Raw genomic sequence first — 15,262 nt, 5'->3', positions numbered from 1 at the left:
TCAGAACTCCCCCAGATAGGCGCGCCGCACATTGGGGTCGGCAAGCACCGAAGCCGTCGGGCCGAGCGCCAGCAGTTTCCCGTAGTCGAGCACCATGGTTTCGCTGCACATGGAGCGGATGAGATCGACATCGTGGTCGATGACCAGGACCTGCGCCCGGAATTCCCCCGGAATGCGCAGCACCAGTTCGCGAAAGGCCTTTCCCTCCTCTTCGGTCAGGCCGGCAGCCGGTTCGTCGAGCAGGATGAGTTTCGGCTGGCCGACCACACATTTGGCCAGCTCGACCAGACGGCGCTGGAAGAGGTTGAGCGACTGGCCGAGCCGGTCAGCGACCGCGCTCAGCCCGACAAAGGCAAGCGCCTGGTCGACCGCGCCCGAGCGATGCCCGGTGCCGACGACATGATCGGCGATCGCGGCGATGTTGCCGGCGACCGTCAGGTCCTCCACCACCTGCTCGGTCTGGAACGAACGGCGCAGACCGGCCTGGACGCGCTGCAGCGGCGTCATCGCCAGCAAAGACTGTTCGCCGAGCAGGACCGATCCCTGGACCGGCCTGACGAAGCCGGAGAGCACGTTGAGCAGCGTGGTCTTGCCCGCACCGTTCGGGCCGATGAGACCGGCGACCGGCGCCGTCAAAACGGCGCTGAGCTCGTTGATCGGTTTGACGCCGCCGAACTGGACGACGAGATTGTCGATCTTGATCATCGTGGCCTCCTCCGGGAAAAACCGCCGCCGAACCGGGCGATCAGGGCCGATATCTGGCCGGCGATGCCCGACGGTGCCGTTGCCAGTGCATGGAAGAGGGCAACGCCGAAGATCCCGATCATAACATAACCGTCGATGCCGAGATCGGTCAGCAAAGCCGGCACGGCGCGCAGCAGCATGCCGGCGATCACCGCGCCGTACCAGTTGAAGACACCGCCGACGATGGCGAGCGCGAACAGGTTGAGGCTTTCGAAAGCGCCGAAGGCGCGCCCGTCGAGCTGGCCGACATTGCCGGCAAGCAGGCCGCCGGCAAGACCGGCGAGAAAGCCGCTCAAGGCGAAGGCCCAGGCCTTGTAGATCAGCACATTGACGCCGCTTGCGACCGCCACGGTCTCACCCTTGCGGATCAGCGCCCATGCCCGGCCGGGACGGGCAAGCTTGTGCCACTGCGCAATCAGCAGGCCGATCGCCGCGAACGCGCAGACATAAAGGAAATAGGCGACCTCTCCGTCGGCCATCACAGGCCTTGCCAGCATCGCCCGGCCGGAGCCGTCGGCCCGTCCCAGGAAGCCGGGACCGCCATCGGGAAAGCCCCAGGCGCTGATGACGATCTGGAAGGCGCCGGCGAGCATCAGCGTCACAAGCGCGAGATAGAGGCCGCGCAAGCGCAGCGCCGGCACGCCGAATGCCAGCCCCACCACCGAAGCGACGATGGCGCCGGCCAGCAGGCTGACCTCGAACGGCGGATGGAAAGCATGGCCGATGCGAAGCGTCACCCAGCCGCCGACGCCGACAAGCGCGAACTGGCAGAGGGAAACCAGACCGAGTTGGCCGTAGAGAATGGCAAGCCCGGCGACCGACAGCGACAGTGCGACCGCCGAGGTTGCGGCCGAAAGCCAGAAGGAGTTGGCAAGGCAGGCGACGGCGATCGAAAAGATCAGCATCGTCACCGGTACTTGAAGAAGCTGTTTCGGCAGGCGCACCATCGATATGCCTTCGGCGCTGGGGGCGATTGTCTGCTCCTGAATGCTCATCGGTCCTTCAACGCGGCCTTCGCCGTGCCTCCCAGGATGGTGACTGCGGCGAGCGCGATGATGAAGGGTGCCGCCGCACGATAGGGCGATATCCATGCGATCGGCGTCAGCACGGCCTCGGCGATGCCGATCAGAAGGCCGGCAACGGCCGTTTCCCAAAGCGAGCGCAACTGGCCGAGGATGGCGGCGGCAATCGCGGGAATGACGAGCAGCGTCAGAAAGGTTCCCTGCAGCCGCACGAGATCGGCAAGCAACAGGCCGGCAAGACCAGAAAAGATGCCGGTGATGATCCAGGCGGCGGTTTCCGTATAGAGGATACGCACGCCGAGCACGGCGCTGAGATCGCGGTCATTGGCAAGGGCGCGCATGTCGAGGCCGAGACGCGTGCGGTTCAACAGCAGCGTGATCGCGACGACCATGGCGACGGCAAGGAAAATGGCGATGATGCGCGTGAAGGTCAGGCGAACGGAGAAAAGAGAAACGAACATCTGATCGGTCGGGAACTGCAGGCGGCGCGGCAGCTCGCCCCAAATGACGCCCATGATCGCGATCAGGATGAGAGCCGGCGCCAGCGTTCCCACGGCGCGCACCACGACATCGCGATGCGACAGCATGGTCGCGAAGGCCCGGCCATATAGAAAGCTGATCGCCGTCGAAACGGTGACGGCGGCAAGGATGGCGACGGCGAGAGGCATTTTCCACTCGAGCAATTGCCAGGCGCAATGCGCACCGATCGCGCCGAACGCACCGAATGCGAAATTGAGAACGCCGGTCGCCCGAAACAGAACGACGAGCCCGACGCCGGAGAGCGCATAGACGGCGCCGATCCCGAGCCCGGATATGATGAAAGGCAGGATGTTCATAAATCGATCCTCTCGCGTCGTCCGGTTCCGCGGCTTGGGCCGCGGAACACTTTGGCAGACGTCGGGGCTCAGTTGAGGCCGGCGGATTTTTCGAAGGCGCGGACGTCCTTCAGCTCCGGATCGGGCGACGGCGCGCAATCGGAGACGACCTTCCACTTGCCGCCTTCGCTGACCGCCATGCGCGTCGTCGAATTGGCATTGTGGCGCGACTGGCCGTCGCCGAAGTACCAGGGAGCACAGAAGATATCGCTCTTGAAGTTCTTGATCTGGCGTACGGCCGCCGATGCGGTCTCCCGGGTGATGTTGCCGGAATCGAGCGTCATCAGAGCCTGCTCGGCGATGCGGGCCGAGAGATAACCGGCCTGGGCGAAAGTATCGCGCGGGTCGGATTTCTGGCCATACTGGTCCATGACGGCGAGCCAGTTCTGGTTATCGGGTGTCGTCGCTTCGAGATCGTTGAACTCCATGTTGACGATGAAATTACCGTCCCAGCCGGCGCCGATCGTACCAGGCACCGACAGGTCATAGGCCGAAGCTGCGCTCAGGAACTTGATGCTCTGGTTGAGCCCCTGCTCCTCAGCGGCGGTCAGCAGCGGCACGGTCACGCCCTTGGGAAGGCCGAGGATGATCACATCGGGCTTGGACGCCGCGGCCTGCAGGATGGTCGATGTGGAATCGGCGGTGCCGGGATCCATCAGGATCGTTTCGGCCTTCAGGCCTTTCTCCTTGGCGAGCTGGATGATGCCGTCGCAAGACCAGGTTCCGACGTTCGGAATGTTCGGGCCGATGCAGACGACCGACTTTGCGCTCAGCTTATCCAGCGCATATCCCATGGCGCCCAGCATCGAGACGCGCGGACCAGCATTGGTGGGCGCATAATTTTCCGCGAAGAAGCATTCGCGGGGAACGCCGACGCCGGCGACGACGAGGATACCGGACTTCTTGTAGAAGTCGGCATTGGCGCCGCATTCGACGAAGCTCGAATTGCCGACCATCAGCACGGCCTTCTCGTCATTGACGATTTTGGCTGCCAGCTGTGCGGCGATTTCCGGGTTCCACTGGTCGTCCTCGACCAGATATTTGACCGGCCGTCCCTTGATGCCGCCATTGGCGTTCAGGCAATCGAAATAGGCCTTTGCCGCCTTGGTCGAATTCGAAAAATCGTCCGGCCCGGTCTTGCCCGTGATGGCGCCGATCACGATCGGCTCGCCGGTGGCCGGCTTGCCGCTATTGTCGCCGCAGGATGCGGCAGCGTGTGCGCTGAACGCCGAAACCAGTGTCAGGACAAGGCTGATTGCCAGCCCTCGTAGATTGATAGGCATTGTATCCTCCAGTTTGTTGTCCCGCTCCCCACGGGATCCGAGTTCTCCGGCTCAGCCGGAAATTGCCTTCCCCGTCATGAAGGCGGCAGCTTTTGCCGCAATCATCATCGTCGGAGCATTGGTGTTGCCGGATACCAGGGTCGGCATGACCGAGGCATCGCAGACGCGCAGTCCTTCGACGCCGCGAACCCTCAGATCTGATCCAACGACCGCCAAACGATCGTTCGCGCGGCCCATGCGCGCCGTCCCGGCCGGATGGAAGACGGTCTTCGCCGACTGCCTGATATAATCGCGCAGAGCCTCCGGATCCTTTTCGACGCCCGGCTTCGGCAGCACGCGGCGCTTGACCAGCTTGGCAAGAGCCGGTGCATCGAGGATGCGGATCGCCGTTTCGACGCCGCGCACCAGGGTCTCGATATCGGCGGGATCGGAAAGCAGATTGGCGTTGAAATCGGTCTGGTCTTTGGGATCGGCGCTCTTCAGCCTGATCCAGCCGCGCGACCGCGGCCTGAGATAACACGGCCCGATGCTGAGGCCGTGCCCCGGCTCCGGGTCGCGGTCGACGAAGCCGATCAGCACCGGCAGGACATGGAACTGGACATCCGGCTGCCCCGTGCCAGCCGTATCGACGAAGCCGCCGCATTCGACGACGTTGGATGCCAGCAATCCGCGGCGGGAGGTGAGATAGCGCAGCATGTGACCAACGGCCCGCAATCCCGTGTCATGACCGAGGATCGAAATCGGCTCGTGTGTCTCACCCTGCACCGGCACTTCCAGATGGTCCTGGTAGTTGGCGCCGACGCCGGGCAGATCGGCGACGACCTTGATGCCGAGCGAGGAAAGATGGGCACCGTCGCCGACGCCGGAGAGCTGCAGGATCTTCGGCGTCGCGATCGCGCCCGCTGTGAGCGCGATTTCGCGCGACGCCCGGAATGTCGTGCCGTCGAGAAGTTCGACGCCGACGGCCCTCTGCCCCTCGAACAGGATGCGGGCGACCTTGCGCTCGGTGAACACCGTCAGGTTCGGTCGCTTCTCCGCCTCGCGCAGGAAAGCCTGGGCCGAACTCCAGCGCCGGCCGCCATGGGTGGTGCTCTGGTAGAAGCCGACGCCCGCCTGATCCGTGCCGTTGAAATCGTCATTATGCGGAATGCCGATTTCGGTTGCGGCCTTGACGAAGGCTTCGCTCAAAGGATGGCGGTGGCGGGGATCGGAGACACGCAGCGACCCTGTCCTGCCGTGAAACTGGCCGTTCAGCCGCTCGTTATTCTCGAGCGAGCGGAAGGCTGGCAGCACATCGTCATAGGACCATCCCTGGCAGCCCATTTGCGACCATGTGTCGTAATCGTTGCGATGGCCGCGAATATAGATCATCGCATTCACCGAGCTGCCGCCACCCAGAACATTGCCCTGCGGCACGATGCTCGGTCGGCCGTTCATGCCCTTGTCGGGGTTGGAAGCATAGGGGTGGATGTCGATGCCCTTGCCCAGCACCTTGAAGAAGGTCGCCGGGATATGAATCCAGGGATCGGCATCCCGGCGTCCGGATTCGATCAGCAGCACCTTGTGCGCCGGATTTTCCGAAAGCCGGTTTGCCAGCACGCAGCCGGAGGACCCGCCGCCGACGATGATATAGTCGTAGCTTGTCATGGCTCAGCTCAACACGGTCTGGATGGTGGTGAATTCCTTCAGGCCCTCGGCACCGAATTCGACGCCGATCCCGGACTGCTTGACGCCGCCGAAGGGCGCATTGGGCTGGATCGTGCCGTGCTTGTTGATCCAGACCGAACCGCATTCGAGCTGCATCGCGTAGCGCTTGGCCTTTTGCGCATCGGAAGACCAGACGGACCCACCAAGACCAGCGGGATTCTGATTGGCGCGGGCGATTACTTCATCGACGTCGCTATAACGGATGATCGGCAAGGCCGGACCGAATTGCTCCTCGTCGACCAGCCGCACGCCGTGGTCGACATCGGCGACGAGAGTGATCGGATAGAAATAGCCGGGTCGCTCCAGCGGCGCGCCGCCGGTCAGGATACGGCCGCCATTGGCGCGCGCATCGTCGACGAGCTCGCGTACCTTGTTGAACTGCATTTCGTTCTGCACCGGGCCGAGAATGCTTGCCTCATCCAGGCCGTCGCCGACGACGATCTTGGCGGTATAGTTGGTAAGGCCCCGGCAGACCTCCTCATAAATGCTATCATGCACATAGAGGCGCTTGAGCGCCGCGCAGGTCTGGCCGTTATTGATGAAGGCGCCCCAGAACAGTCCCTCGACGATGGCTTTCGGGTCGGCGTCGGGCAGCACGATGCCCGCATCGTTGCCGCCGAGCTCCAGCGTCAGCCTCTTCAAGGTGGCGACGGCCGAGGCCATGATTTTCTTGCCGGTTTCGGTCGAGCCGGTGAAGGTCATCTTGGCAATGCCGGGATGGGCGGAAAGGGCAGCACCAATGCTGTTTTCGCCGGTGATCACATTGACGACGCCGGGCGGCAGCACCTCGTTGATGATCTCGACGAGACGGATGGTCGAGAGCGGCGTCAGCGGCGACGGTTTGATGACGACGGTATTGCCGGCGCGCACCGCCGGCATGATGTGCCAGCAGGCGATCATCACCGGCCAGTTCCAGGGCGTGATCGAGCCCACCACGCCGATCGGCTTGCGATGCAGTTCGACGCGGCCCTCGTGATCGTCCTGCAGGATCTCGACGGGCAGGTCGAGTTCGGCCGTATGCCGTGTCCAGGCGAGCGCGCCGCCGATTTCGAAGCGTGATCCGAGGCCGTTGAGAGGCTTGCCCTGCTCCCGGGTGAGGATCTGCGCCAGCTCTTCGGCATGCTCGCTGATCTTTTCCGCAATTGTCCGGCAAGCCTCTGCGCGTTCTTCGTTCGACGTCCCCGACCAGCCTTTGAAAGCTGCTGCGGCGGCGGCAACGGCCTGGTCGAGATCGGATTCCCGGGCAAGCGGCATATAGCCGACGATTTCGCCGTTCGACGGATTGGTAACCGCCGCATGGTGGGTTGTGGCGACAGTTTCGCCACAGATGAGCAGGGTAGACTGCTTCACGATATTCTCCTCCCGTGAGATCGAGGAGAACTATGACTTTCGCCGGAAATGGCGTCTTGGGGAGAAACGCGCCCCGTCTTGGACGGAAGCGCAAACTGCGCGTCAGGTCATCCTTGGCACCGGTTCGCCGGCGCGAAGCAGCTCGCTCGGCGCGCAATCGAACAGGTCCTTGAAGCTGCGATTGAAATAGGAAATGTCGTTGAAGCCGGCCGAATAGGCGACTTCGGCGATGGTCGTGGCGTTGCGCTGCTCTTTCAACTGCTCGATCTTTTCCCGCGCGAAACGCAGCCGCTTGTCGCGGATGACGGTCGTGCAGGTCATGCCCATTCCCTGGAAATCCTGCTGCAGCGTACGGATCGACACGCCGAGCCTCGTCGCCAGCCATTTGGCGCTGAGATCGCTCTCGGTCAGGTGCTTGTCGATCAGAATATCGACCATCTGCATGCGCCGGCCGGCGCTCTCATGCAGGGAATTCAGGCTTGCCGCCTCGATGTCGGTTGACAGAAATGCCTGGCGCGTCGTGTCGAACATCAGCTGGCGCAGATGCGGAGAAGCCGCCTCGCTTTCCGGCGTCGTCATCATCTTGGCGATCAGCGCCCGCAGCATCATCGCCATCGGATCGCTTGCCACAAGCTTGCGGGCAACGTCGAAATCAACCTTGCGCTCAGAATACATCAATTGCCGCGGCAGATGCAGGGAGAGATGGTTGGAAAAGTGGCCGCGAAAATGGAATGTGGTCGGCCGGGTGGAATCGACCAGAATGCATTCGCCGACGTCGAGAATATTCTGCTGGCCGGAGTGCTCCACCCCGCAGGCACCCTCGAGTTGCAGGATCAGGAACAGATGCTCGTGGGCGTCCCGGCGAATGTCGTCCCAGCCACGATGGACGTAATCGAGATCGTTGGAGACATGGGCAAACTCCATGCCGCAGACGTCGATGCGGCTCGCCGTGCCGATCACCTTGTCGCCGCGCTCCATCGTATGCGGGTTGAAATTGCCGCAGATGCTGTGGAGATCATCCACCCATTGATCGTAAGGTGTCGGCGACCAGGTCCGATCGACAAGGCTGCGGTTCTGCAACAGGTCCAACTCCGCCTCCCAACAGTGTCAGCATCGCTCAAGACTGCAACAGGTCGAGGTCGCCGTCAATCATATCTTTAACACATTAATTAACGCGCGATGCGAGGACCCGTCATTCCTCGCCGGCCGGCACGCCTTCCAGCTTCAACGCGGCCAATTCGTCGAGCATGTCAAGCAATTGCTCGACCCGGTCGGCACCAAAACGCGCGCCGATATCGGCATAGACCTTCAGGCTCTCCGGCATGACTTCATCGACGGTTGCCTGCCCTGCGGGCGTGATCCGCAGCAGCACCCGCCGGCCGTCGGCCTTATCCTTGTGCTTGGTGATGAAACCGCGCTCCTCGAGCGAGCGGATCATGCGCGTCAGGCTCGGCGCCAGGATCGAGGCCTTGTCCGCCACTTCGCTTGCATCGAGCGTTCCGGCCTCGGACAGCACACGGATGACCCGCCACTGCTGCTCGGTGACGTCATGCGCAGCTATGATCGGCCGAAAATGGCTCATCACCGCTTCGCGGGCGCGCAAAAGCCCGATCGCCAAGGATCTCCGGCGCTCCTGCCGCGATTGGCTCATCGATGACGATGGTATTTCGACTTGATTTTGCTGCCTGTTGCTCATTCGGATCCTGACCGCGCACTCGTTGAATATCGGATTCTTCGCGAAGTGAACAGTCGACGGAAAATCACAAGACAACTAGTTAACACGGAAACGACCAAACGCCACCCCTTTCACCGAGAGGCTTTCCTGTTCGGGCAGCGTCTCAGCGGTAGGAGTGGGCGCGTCGATTGATGTGAGACGTCTCAATAGACCACCACGCCGCGGATCGATTCACCCTTGTGCATCAGGTCGAAGCCCTTGTTGATGTCTTCGAGCGGCATGGTGTGGGTGATCATCGGATCGATCTGGATCTTGCCCTGCATGTACCAGTCGACGATCTTCGGAACGTCGGTGCGCCCGCGCGCGCCGCCGAAGGCCGTGCCCATCCAGTTGCGGCCGGTGACCAGCTGGAACGGACGGGTGGAGATTTCCTGGCCGGCGCCGGCAACGCCGATGATGACCGATTTACCCCAGCCGCGATGGCTGGCTTCCAGCGCCTGGCGCATCACCTTGGTGTTGCCGGTGCAGTCGAAGGTGTAGTCGGCGCCGCCGATCAGGTCGCCGTTGCGCTTGGTCATGTTGACCAGATAGGGCACGATGTCGTCGCCGACCTCCTTCGGATTGACGAAATGCGTCATGCCGAACTTCTCGCCCCAGGCCTTGCGATCCGGGTTGATATCGACGCCGATGATCATGTCGGCGCCGGCAAGACGCAGCCCCTGCAGCACGTTCAGACCGATGCCGCCGAGACCGAAGACGATGGCGGTCGAACCGATCTCGACCTTGGCGGTATTGATGACCGCGCCGATGCCTGTGGTGACGCCGCAGCCGATGTAGCAGACTTTGTCGAAGGGCGCGTCGGGGTTGATCTTGGCGAGCGCGATCTCCGGCAGCACCGTATAATTGGCGAAGGTCGAGCAGCCCATATAGTGATGGATCTTGTCCTTGCCGATCGAAAAGCGGCTCGTGCCGTCCGGCATCACGCCCTGACCCTGGGTTGATCGGATCGAGGTGCAGAGATTGGTCTTGCGCGACGTGCAGGAATAGCACTCGCGGCATTCGGGCGTGTAAAGCGGAATGACGTGATCGCCCTTCTTCACGGAGGTGACACCCGGGCCGACGTCGACGACGATGCCGGCGCCCTCATGGCCGAGAATGGCTGGAAACAGGCCTTCCGGATCGGCGCCCGACAGGGTGAAATCGTCGGTGTGGCAGATGCCGGTCGCCTTGACCTCGACCAGCACCTCGCCGGCCTTCGGCCCTTCCAACTGCACGGTCATCACTTCAAGCGGTTTGCCGGCCTGTACGGCAACAGCGGCGCGAACGTCCATAGGGTATCTCCGAATTTTTGAATAAGTCAGGGTTCAGTGGTGAGCTTGGACCATAAGTCGCGGACGTATCGCTGCAACATGAGCGACTCCCCCCAACGATCGGTGGAGTCTTCTCCGTCGCGGCCTGTGATCGCGTATGGTTTTGGACCAAGCTCGCAGACAAAGGCGAGACTATCGCTCGCGGCAGCGCGTTTTCGCCAACTTCGGAAGCCGTATTCCCACCAGCCCAGAAAGAGATCGACCCAAGGCTGATGATGCGGATACGAGATTTCTATCTGCACCTGCTCTCGCGAAGCCACTCGCCCGTGGAAAGCCCAGGAGCTGTCGAGGATTCGATGGATCATGCCATGGTTCTCTTCCGATACGGGCCAGGCAAATTCGCGGCCGACGAGGAAGTGCGAGATATCGCCCAGCAACCGCAAATCCGGCAGTCGATCCAGCAGGTCGAGCGTGAAGAAGAGGTCAGTCGTCATCCGATCGCGATGCGTCTCGATGAAGACCGGAATCCCCGCGTCTTCTCCCAGCCGCTTCCAGCCTTCCAGAAGGGGCAGACAGTCGTCGATCCGGCGCAAGCGGATGTCGGGTTGAAGGCAGATATGGTGAACACCGAACTCGGCGGCGATCTCAAGGACCGGCTTGAGATCATCAATGGTCTTCGGGAAACACTGACCTTCGGCCTGAAGACCATAGTGGCTCAGCAGTGCGTGAAGCCGCCGCACATATTCTCGATCACTCCAGTGTGCGCTCACTCCGTCGAAGCCCGCTTCAGCAATTTGGGCAACGCTCTCCTCAAGGGTGGGTTCAGGGCGCCTGCTGCTGCGCAGTTCCATCGCCCAGAGTGATTGAAAGACCAGTAGTGACTGCATTTGTCTAATATCCGGGCAAGAACTTAGGGCCAGTATCAGGCCGCACGCGCGCTCCTCAGGAGAGCTTTGAGGTTGAGGGCGGGGTCGGCCAGTGCTTCCGGGTCGGGATTGCTCCCCGCGACGATCAACATCTCGGCCAATTTGATGTCCTTGGCCAAGCCGTTGCCGATGCCGAGGCCGGCCGCGGCGACAAGACGTCCATGATCCAGGTAGAATTCCAGTTCGCCCTCGCCAAGTGCCCGCACGACGCTCTGATATCCTGGCAGCGGCAGCCCCGCCACCTGCAGCCCGAGATCATACTGATCGGACCAGAACCAGGGGATTGCAGCGAAAGCGTCGTTGCCGCCAGCCATGTTGCGGGACGCGGTTTCCGCCTGGCTGCGGGCATTCCGCCAGCTTTCGAACCGCATATGCCCGCCGCCCGGTTGAGCCACCGCAGCGCAATCACCCGCCGCAAAAATATTCGGGTCGCTCGTGCGCAGGCAACCGTCTGTCAGGATGCCGTTTCCTGTCGCAAGCCCCGCCGCTTCCGCGAGCGCCACATCCGGCTGGACACCGATGGCCGCGACGACAATATCGGCCGGCACCGCGTCGCCATTGGCAAGAACCACCGCATCGTCGGTGATTTCGGCGACTCCCTGGCCAAGATGGAATACGACGCCTTCGTCCTGGTGCCTGGCGTGGAGCTTTGCTGCGAAGCGCGGAGGGACGGCGCGTCCGAGCGGCTTCGGCGCAGCTTCGATGACGCTGACGGCAATGCCCTTTCCGCGCAGCACGGCCGCAAGCTCCATTCCGATCAGGCCACCGCCGATAATCGCAACTTTCTTGCCGGCCTCCCCACGAGAGAAGACCTCAGCTGCATCCGCATAGGTGCGGAAGTCGAGTGCGCGCTCCGCCCCAGGGCATGTCAATCGCCGCGGACGGGCACCGGTGGCCAGCAGAAGCTTGTCATAGGTGAGTGTCCTGCCATCGCTCAAAACGACGGATTGCGCCTCTGCATCCAGCCTCGACGCCGAAACGCCTTGACCGTATTCGATTCCCGCCGCTTTCAGCGCTTCGGAACCGCAGATCGGCTTCATCTGCACCGTTTCATTCAATGGCTTCGAGAGCGGCGGCCGCTCGTAAGGCAAGTGCGGCTCCGTGCCGATCAACGTGACGCCGCCGGAAAATCCCGTTTCTCGCAGCGCGAAGGCTGCGCGCGTGCCGGCTTCTCCCGCGCCGACGATGATGATGCCGTCCATAGCTTGCTCCAATAAAAGATGGCCGGCGCTCGTGAGGAGGAGACGCCGGCCGGGGAGGCTCAGTTCTTCTTGGCGTATTCGACCATGTTCTTGGGCGTGACCAGCTCGAACGGAACCCAAACCTCCTTGTCGACGCCCTTGCCCTGAGCCAGGGCGACGGCTGCATCCACGGCACTTGCCGACTGCGCCTTGGCGTTCTGGAACACAGTCGCATCGAGGTCGCCTGCGGCCATGGCGATGAGAGCATCCTGTGTCGCATCAATGCCGACGACGATGACGTCATCCATCGATACGCTCGCGGCTTTCAAGGCCTGGATCGCACCGAGCGCCATTTCGTCGTTGTTGGCGAAAACGACGTCGATCGGCCGACCTGCGGTGATCCAATTCGTCGTCAGATCCATCGCGTTCGTGCGGGTCCAGGCTGCGGACTGCTCATCGGCGATGGTCGCGCCTTTACAATCGCCGGCCGCCAATGTCTCTTTGAACGACGATGTGCGGTCGCGCGAGGCCTGATGGGCGAGATCACCCATAAGAATATAGACCTGCGCGTCGTTCGCCTTCCCCTTCTTTTTCAGCAGATCGCAGGCGGCTTCGGCGCCGAGCCTGCCGGAGTCGGTTTCTTTCGAGCCGACATAGGCCTGCTTTTCCGGCAGCTTGTCGATATTTTCCGGCGCGAGGTTGAGGTAGACGAGCGGAATTCCTGCATTCTTCGCTGCCGCGCTGATGCCGGTGGCCGCTGATGTATCGGCGAGCGTCATGATGATCGCATCCACGCCCGACGCGATGAAATTGTCGACCTGGCTGCGCTGTTTGGAAACGTCGGTCTGCGCATCCTCGATCTGAAGCTTGACGCCGTTCAGCTCGGACGCCCTTGCCTGAAGCCCCTCGCGCAGCAGTGTCTGAAAATTGTTGTCGAAGCTCTGCATGGACACGCCGATCGTCTCGGCCGAGGCAGCAGTCGTCGTCAGGGCGGCCAGGATGGCCGCCACACAGATTGATTTCATGTCATCCTCCCAAAGGGCGCCGGGCCGCCCGATCCGTTCCGGAGGCCGCTCGGCCTGCCTATGTCGCGGGCTCAGATCAGAGCCACGCGAACCTCGCCATCGACCACTTCGGCCGGATAAGTCTTGAGGTTTTCGCAGGCCGGAAGCCTCAGGGCCTCGCCGGTGCGATAGTCGAAGGCGCCGGAATGCTTGGGACATTCCACCTCGAAATCCATGACCAGTCCGTCAGCGAGGTGGATCGCCTCGTGGGTGCAGAGGCCGGCGGTGCAATAGACGCTGTCGTCCGGACCGCGATAGATCGCGTAGGTGCGCCCGCCATGGTCGAAGCGGATGGCTCCCTCCTGCTCGATGTCGTCAAGTCTGCCGGCTGAAACCCAGGTCATTCGGCTGCTCCTCCCATTTCTACGCGAGCTTTGCGGGCTGCGAGTTTTTCCTTCCGCCTGCGGTAGCGTTCCTGCATCTGCGCTTCGCCTTCCGGGGAGCCGTCGTGCCAGGTGTCGAACCACTTATCGAGCGGGATCAGGGCGTCGCCGTAATTCACCTCGAAGTACTTGTGGTGCAGGTAATGCGCATAGGCATGGCTATCGACCAGCTTGTCTTCGCCGATCTCGACCTTGTCGAAGCCGACATGACCCGGGATTGCTCCGAAACCGGCATAATGCAGCTGGTAGAGCATGATGATCGGGTTGGAGGGCAGGATCAGATGGTAGAAAGCCGTTCCGAAGTAGAGCAGATGCTCGACCGGATGCATCGACAGCGACGACCAGGGCGAAGGGTTTACCGAATTATGGTGAACCGAGTGAACCCATTTGTAGAGGAGCGGCGTGTGGATGAGCCGGTGGATGCAGAAGAAGTGAAACTCGTGAATGATCGGCACCACCAGCGCGACGACTGCCAGCGTCCACGGATTTTCCGCGAAGCTGAGCCAAGGCGCGTAGCCGTTGGCATAGGCCCAGAGCATTCCGGCCTCGACCGCGGTCCAGATCGTGACGCCAGACAGGAAGGTTCTCAAGATATTGTCGAGATTCTGGCTTTCGAACCAGAACGCCTTGCTCTTCTGCTCGGCCGGGAACTTGCCATTATACTTGAAGCGATTTTCCTGGCGCTTCAGAACGTAAAGATGGAGCTCGAAGGCGCCGTAGAACAGAAACACGCAGATCGCATTCACGGCATACAGCCAGGCGATCCAGCCGAAGCCGATCGTCTGCATCGTCTCGATCGGCGGAATGACCCATGCCCAATAAGCCACAGCCGAGGCAGCGAAGATCATGTTCCAGGGAAAAAAGTAATGCGGCAACCACTTCAGAATTGCCAGCAGACGTATGGGAAAGAGGAACAGCGGTGCGTTTTGAACGGGCCGGTGCGGCGCCCAGTCACCGCGCTTGTTGCGCGTTCCATACTTCAGGTCGTCCATTATGGCCTCCTCGCGGCGGATCCAGTCTCGCCGCGCCCATGAAATTATCCGGCGTTGGAGAAGGCCCTGCGCGCCTTTGTCCAACGTCGCTCGGTCTCGGCGCTGCGGCTCTCCGTCCTGACACAGAGATATCAGGGGGCTTTCCGGATACCGAGCGCATTCTTGATCTAATTAGATCAGAGCGCTTCCTTGATGAGGACGGGCTCCATTCCGTCGAAGCAGGATGAACTGCCGACGGTAGCCGAAACGCCGGCACCCGCGGACGAGCAGCTTCGCTCGCAAATCGCCTCCGGCGGTCGACTGGATCGATAAGGGATCGTCTTGCGATCGGCGTTAAAAATTCCGTTCCCGATCACCCGCGGGTGGTTTCCTCAGACACGGCGCGCTGTCCAAACCCGGATAACAGGCGCATGATCTATCGCCGGGGAGACAGGAGGTCGATATGGACAGAAGAATGGTAGAGAAACATTTGCAGCAGGCGCGAGAGCATGTCCTTCTGGGTGGACAGCACGTCGCCCGGCAGCGCGAAATCGTGGCTGAGCTAATCGATCGCGGCGCCGACTCGACGGAAGCCATACGACTTCTTGTGAATTTCGAAGAGTCGCAGGTCATGCATGTCGCGCATCTTGATAGGCTCAAGGCAGAGCTGCTTGCGCTGGCAAGAGAAGCATGAGGGGCACATAAGGGGGGCCGAACTCTCAAGCTCGTCTGCGGACGAGCAAGGTATCTCGGTTGTCGCGAAAGCCGAAG

15 protein-coding genes are annotated in these 15,262 nt (G+C 61.9%); 1 reads left to right on the top strand and 14 read right to left on the bottom strand.

Translation table 11 applies throughout. The features are described 5' to 3' along the window. From GGD57_RS22360 to GGD57_RS22295, 14 genes are all read right to left on the bottom strand, one after another. A complete protein-coding gene (locus tag GGD57_RS22360; protein ID WP_184472452.1) occupies nucleotides 1–705 on the bottom strand; it encodes an ABC transporter ATP-binding protein in 705 nt (234 codons plus the stop codon). Continuing rightward, nucleotides 702–1,739, bottom strand: coding sequence for a branched-chain amino acid ABC transporter permease (locus GGD57_RS22355; RefSeq protein ID WP_184472451.1), 1,038 nt, complete (start codon nucleotides 1,737–1,739; stop codon nucleotides 702–704). Before GGD57_RS22355 ends, GGD57_RS22360 begins: the two co-directional genes overlap by 4 nt. Then, the gene (locus GGD57_RS22350) at nucleotides 1,736–2,602 is read right to left on the bottom strand and encodes a branched-chain amino acid ABC transporter permease (RefSeq protein ID WP_184472450.1); all 867 of its coding nucleotides are present in this window, start codon (nucleotides 2,600–2,602) and stop codon (nucleotides 1,736–1,738) included. The genes GGD57_RS22355 and GGD57_RS22350 overlap by 4 nt, the downstream gene beginning before the upstream one ends. A gap of 68 nt (nucleotides 2,603–2,670) precedes the next feature. Further along, nucleotides 2,671–3,924 carry an ABC transporter substrate-binding protein gene (locus tag GGD57_RS22345; RefSeq protein ID WP_184472449.1) on the bottom strand — a complete coding sequence of 418 codons (1,254 nt, stop codon included), beginning with the start codon at nucleotides 3,922–3,924 and terminating at the stop codon, nucleotides 2,671–2,673. A gap of 51 nt (nucleotides 3,925–3,975) precedes the next feature. Beyond that, nucleotides 3,976–5,571, bottom strand: a complete 1,596-nt coding sequence (locus GGD57_RS22340; protein ID WP_184472448.1) for a GMC family oxidoreductase — start codon at nucleotides 5,569–5,571, stop codon at nucleotides 3,976–3,978. Between the two features lie 3 nt (nucleotides 5,572–5,574). Continuing rightward, a complete protein-coding gene (locus GGD57_RS22335; protein ID WP_184472447.1) occupies nucleotides 5,575–6,981 on the bottom strand; it encodes an aldehyde dehydrogenase family protein in 1,407 nt (468 codons plus the stop codon). Nucleotides 6,982–7,083: 102 nt separating this feature from the next. Then, the gene (locus GGD57_RS22330; RefSeq protein WP_184472446.1) at nucleotides 7,084–8,070 is read right to left on the bottom strand and encodes a helix-turn-helix domain-containing protein; all 987 of its coding nucleotides are present in this window, start codon (nucleotides 8,068–8,070) and stop codon (nucleotides 7,084–7,086) included. A 103-nt stretch (nucleotides 8,071–8,173) separates the two neighbouring features. Then, nucleotides 8,174–8,632, bottom strand: coding sequence for a homoprotocatechuate degradation operon regulator HpaR (gene hpaR, locus GGD57_RS22325; protein WP_432443394.1), 459 nt, complete (start codon nucleotides 8,630–8,632; stop codon nucleotides 8,174–8,176). A 227-nt stretch (nucleotides 8,633–8,859) separates the two neighbouring features. Beyond that, nucleotides 8,860–9,987 carry an S-(hydroxymethyl)glutathione dehydrogenase/class III alcohol dehydrogenase gene (locus GGD57_RS22320; RefSeq protein ID WP_184472444.1) on the bottom strand — a complete coding sequence of 376 codons (1,128 nt, stop codon included), beginning with the start codon at nucleotides 9,985–9,987 and terminating at the stop codon, nucleotides 8,860–8,862. A 26-nt stretch (nucleotides 9,988–10,013) separates the two neighbouring features. Continuing rightward, nucleotides 10,014–10,853: a sugar phosphate isomerase/epimerase family protein gene (locus tag GGD57_RS22315; RefSeq protein WP_184472443.1), complete on the bottom strand. Its 840-nt coding sequence runs from the start codon at nucleotides 10,851–10,853 to the stop codon at nucleotides 10,014–10,016. Between the two features lie 35 nt (nucleotides 10,854–10,888). Continuing rightward, nucleotides 10,889–12,094 carry an NAD(P)/FAD-dependent oxidoreductase gene (locus GGD57_RS22310; protein WP_184472505.1) on the bottom strand — a complete coding sequence of 402 codons (1,206 nt, stop codon included), beginning with the start codon at nucleotides 12,092–12,094 and terminating at the stop codon, nucleotides 10,889–10,891. A gap of 59 nt (nucleotides 12,095–12,153) precedes the next feature. Continuing rightward, the gene (locus GGD57_RS22305) at nucleotides 12,154–13,098 is read right to left on the bottom strand and encodes a substrate-binding domain-containing protein (RefSeq protein WP_184472442.1); all 945 of its coding nucleotides are present in this window, start codon (nucleotides 13,096–13,098) and stop codon (nucleotides 12,154–12,156) included. Nucleotides 13,099–13,169: 71 nt separating this feature from the next. Continuing rightward, nucleotides 13,170–13,481 (bottom strand): MocE family 2Fe-2S type ferredoxin, encoded by a 312-nt coding sequence (locus tag GGD57_RS22300; protein WP_184472441.1) that lies wholly within the window; start codon nucleotides 13,479–13,481, stop codon nucleotides 13,170–13,172. Continuing rightward, entirely contained in the window at nucleotides 13,478–14,512 is a 1,035-nt protein-coding gene (locus GGD57_RS22295) for a sterol desaturase family protein (RefSeq protein ID WP_184472440.1), read from the bottom strand. Before GGD57_RS22295 ends, GGD57_RS22300 begins: the two co-directional genes overlap by 4 nt. Before the next feature lie 442 nt (nucleotides 14,513–14,954). Here GGD57_RS22295 and GGD57_RS22290 point away from each other — a divergent pair, with 442 nt between their 5' ends. Next, on the top strand, nucleotides 14,955–15,185 hold the full coding sequence (locus GGD57_RS22290; RefSeq protein ID WP_184472439.1) for a hypothetical protein: 231 nt from the start codon (nucleotides 14,955–14,957) through the stop codon (nucleotides 15,183–15,185). Nucleotides 15,186–15,262 lie beyond the last annotated feature (77 nt).

This window comes from Rhizobium esperanzae, assembly GCF_014197615.1.
GTDB lineage: Bacteria > Pseudomonadota > Alphaproteobacteria > Rhizobiales > Rhizobiaceae > Rhizobium > Rhizobium esperanzae_A.
The sequence above is the reverse complement of the archived record's forward strand: the minus strand, read 5'-3'. Positions and strand labels throughout refer to the sequence as shown.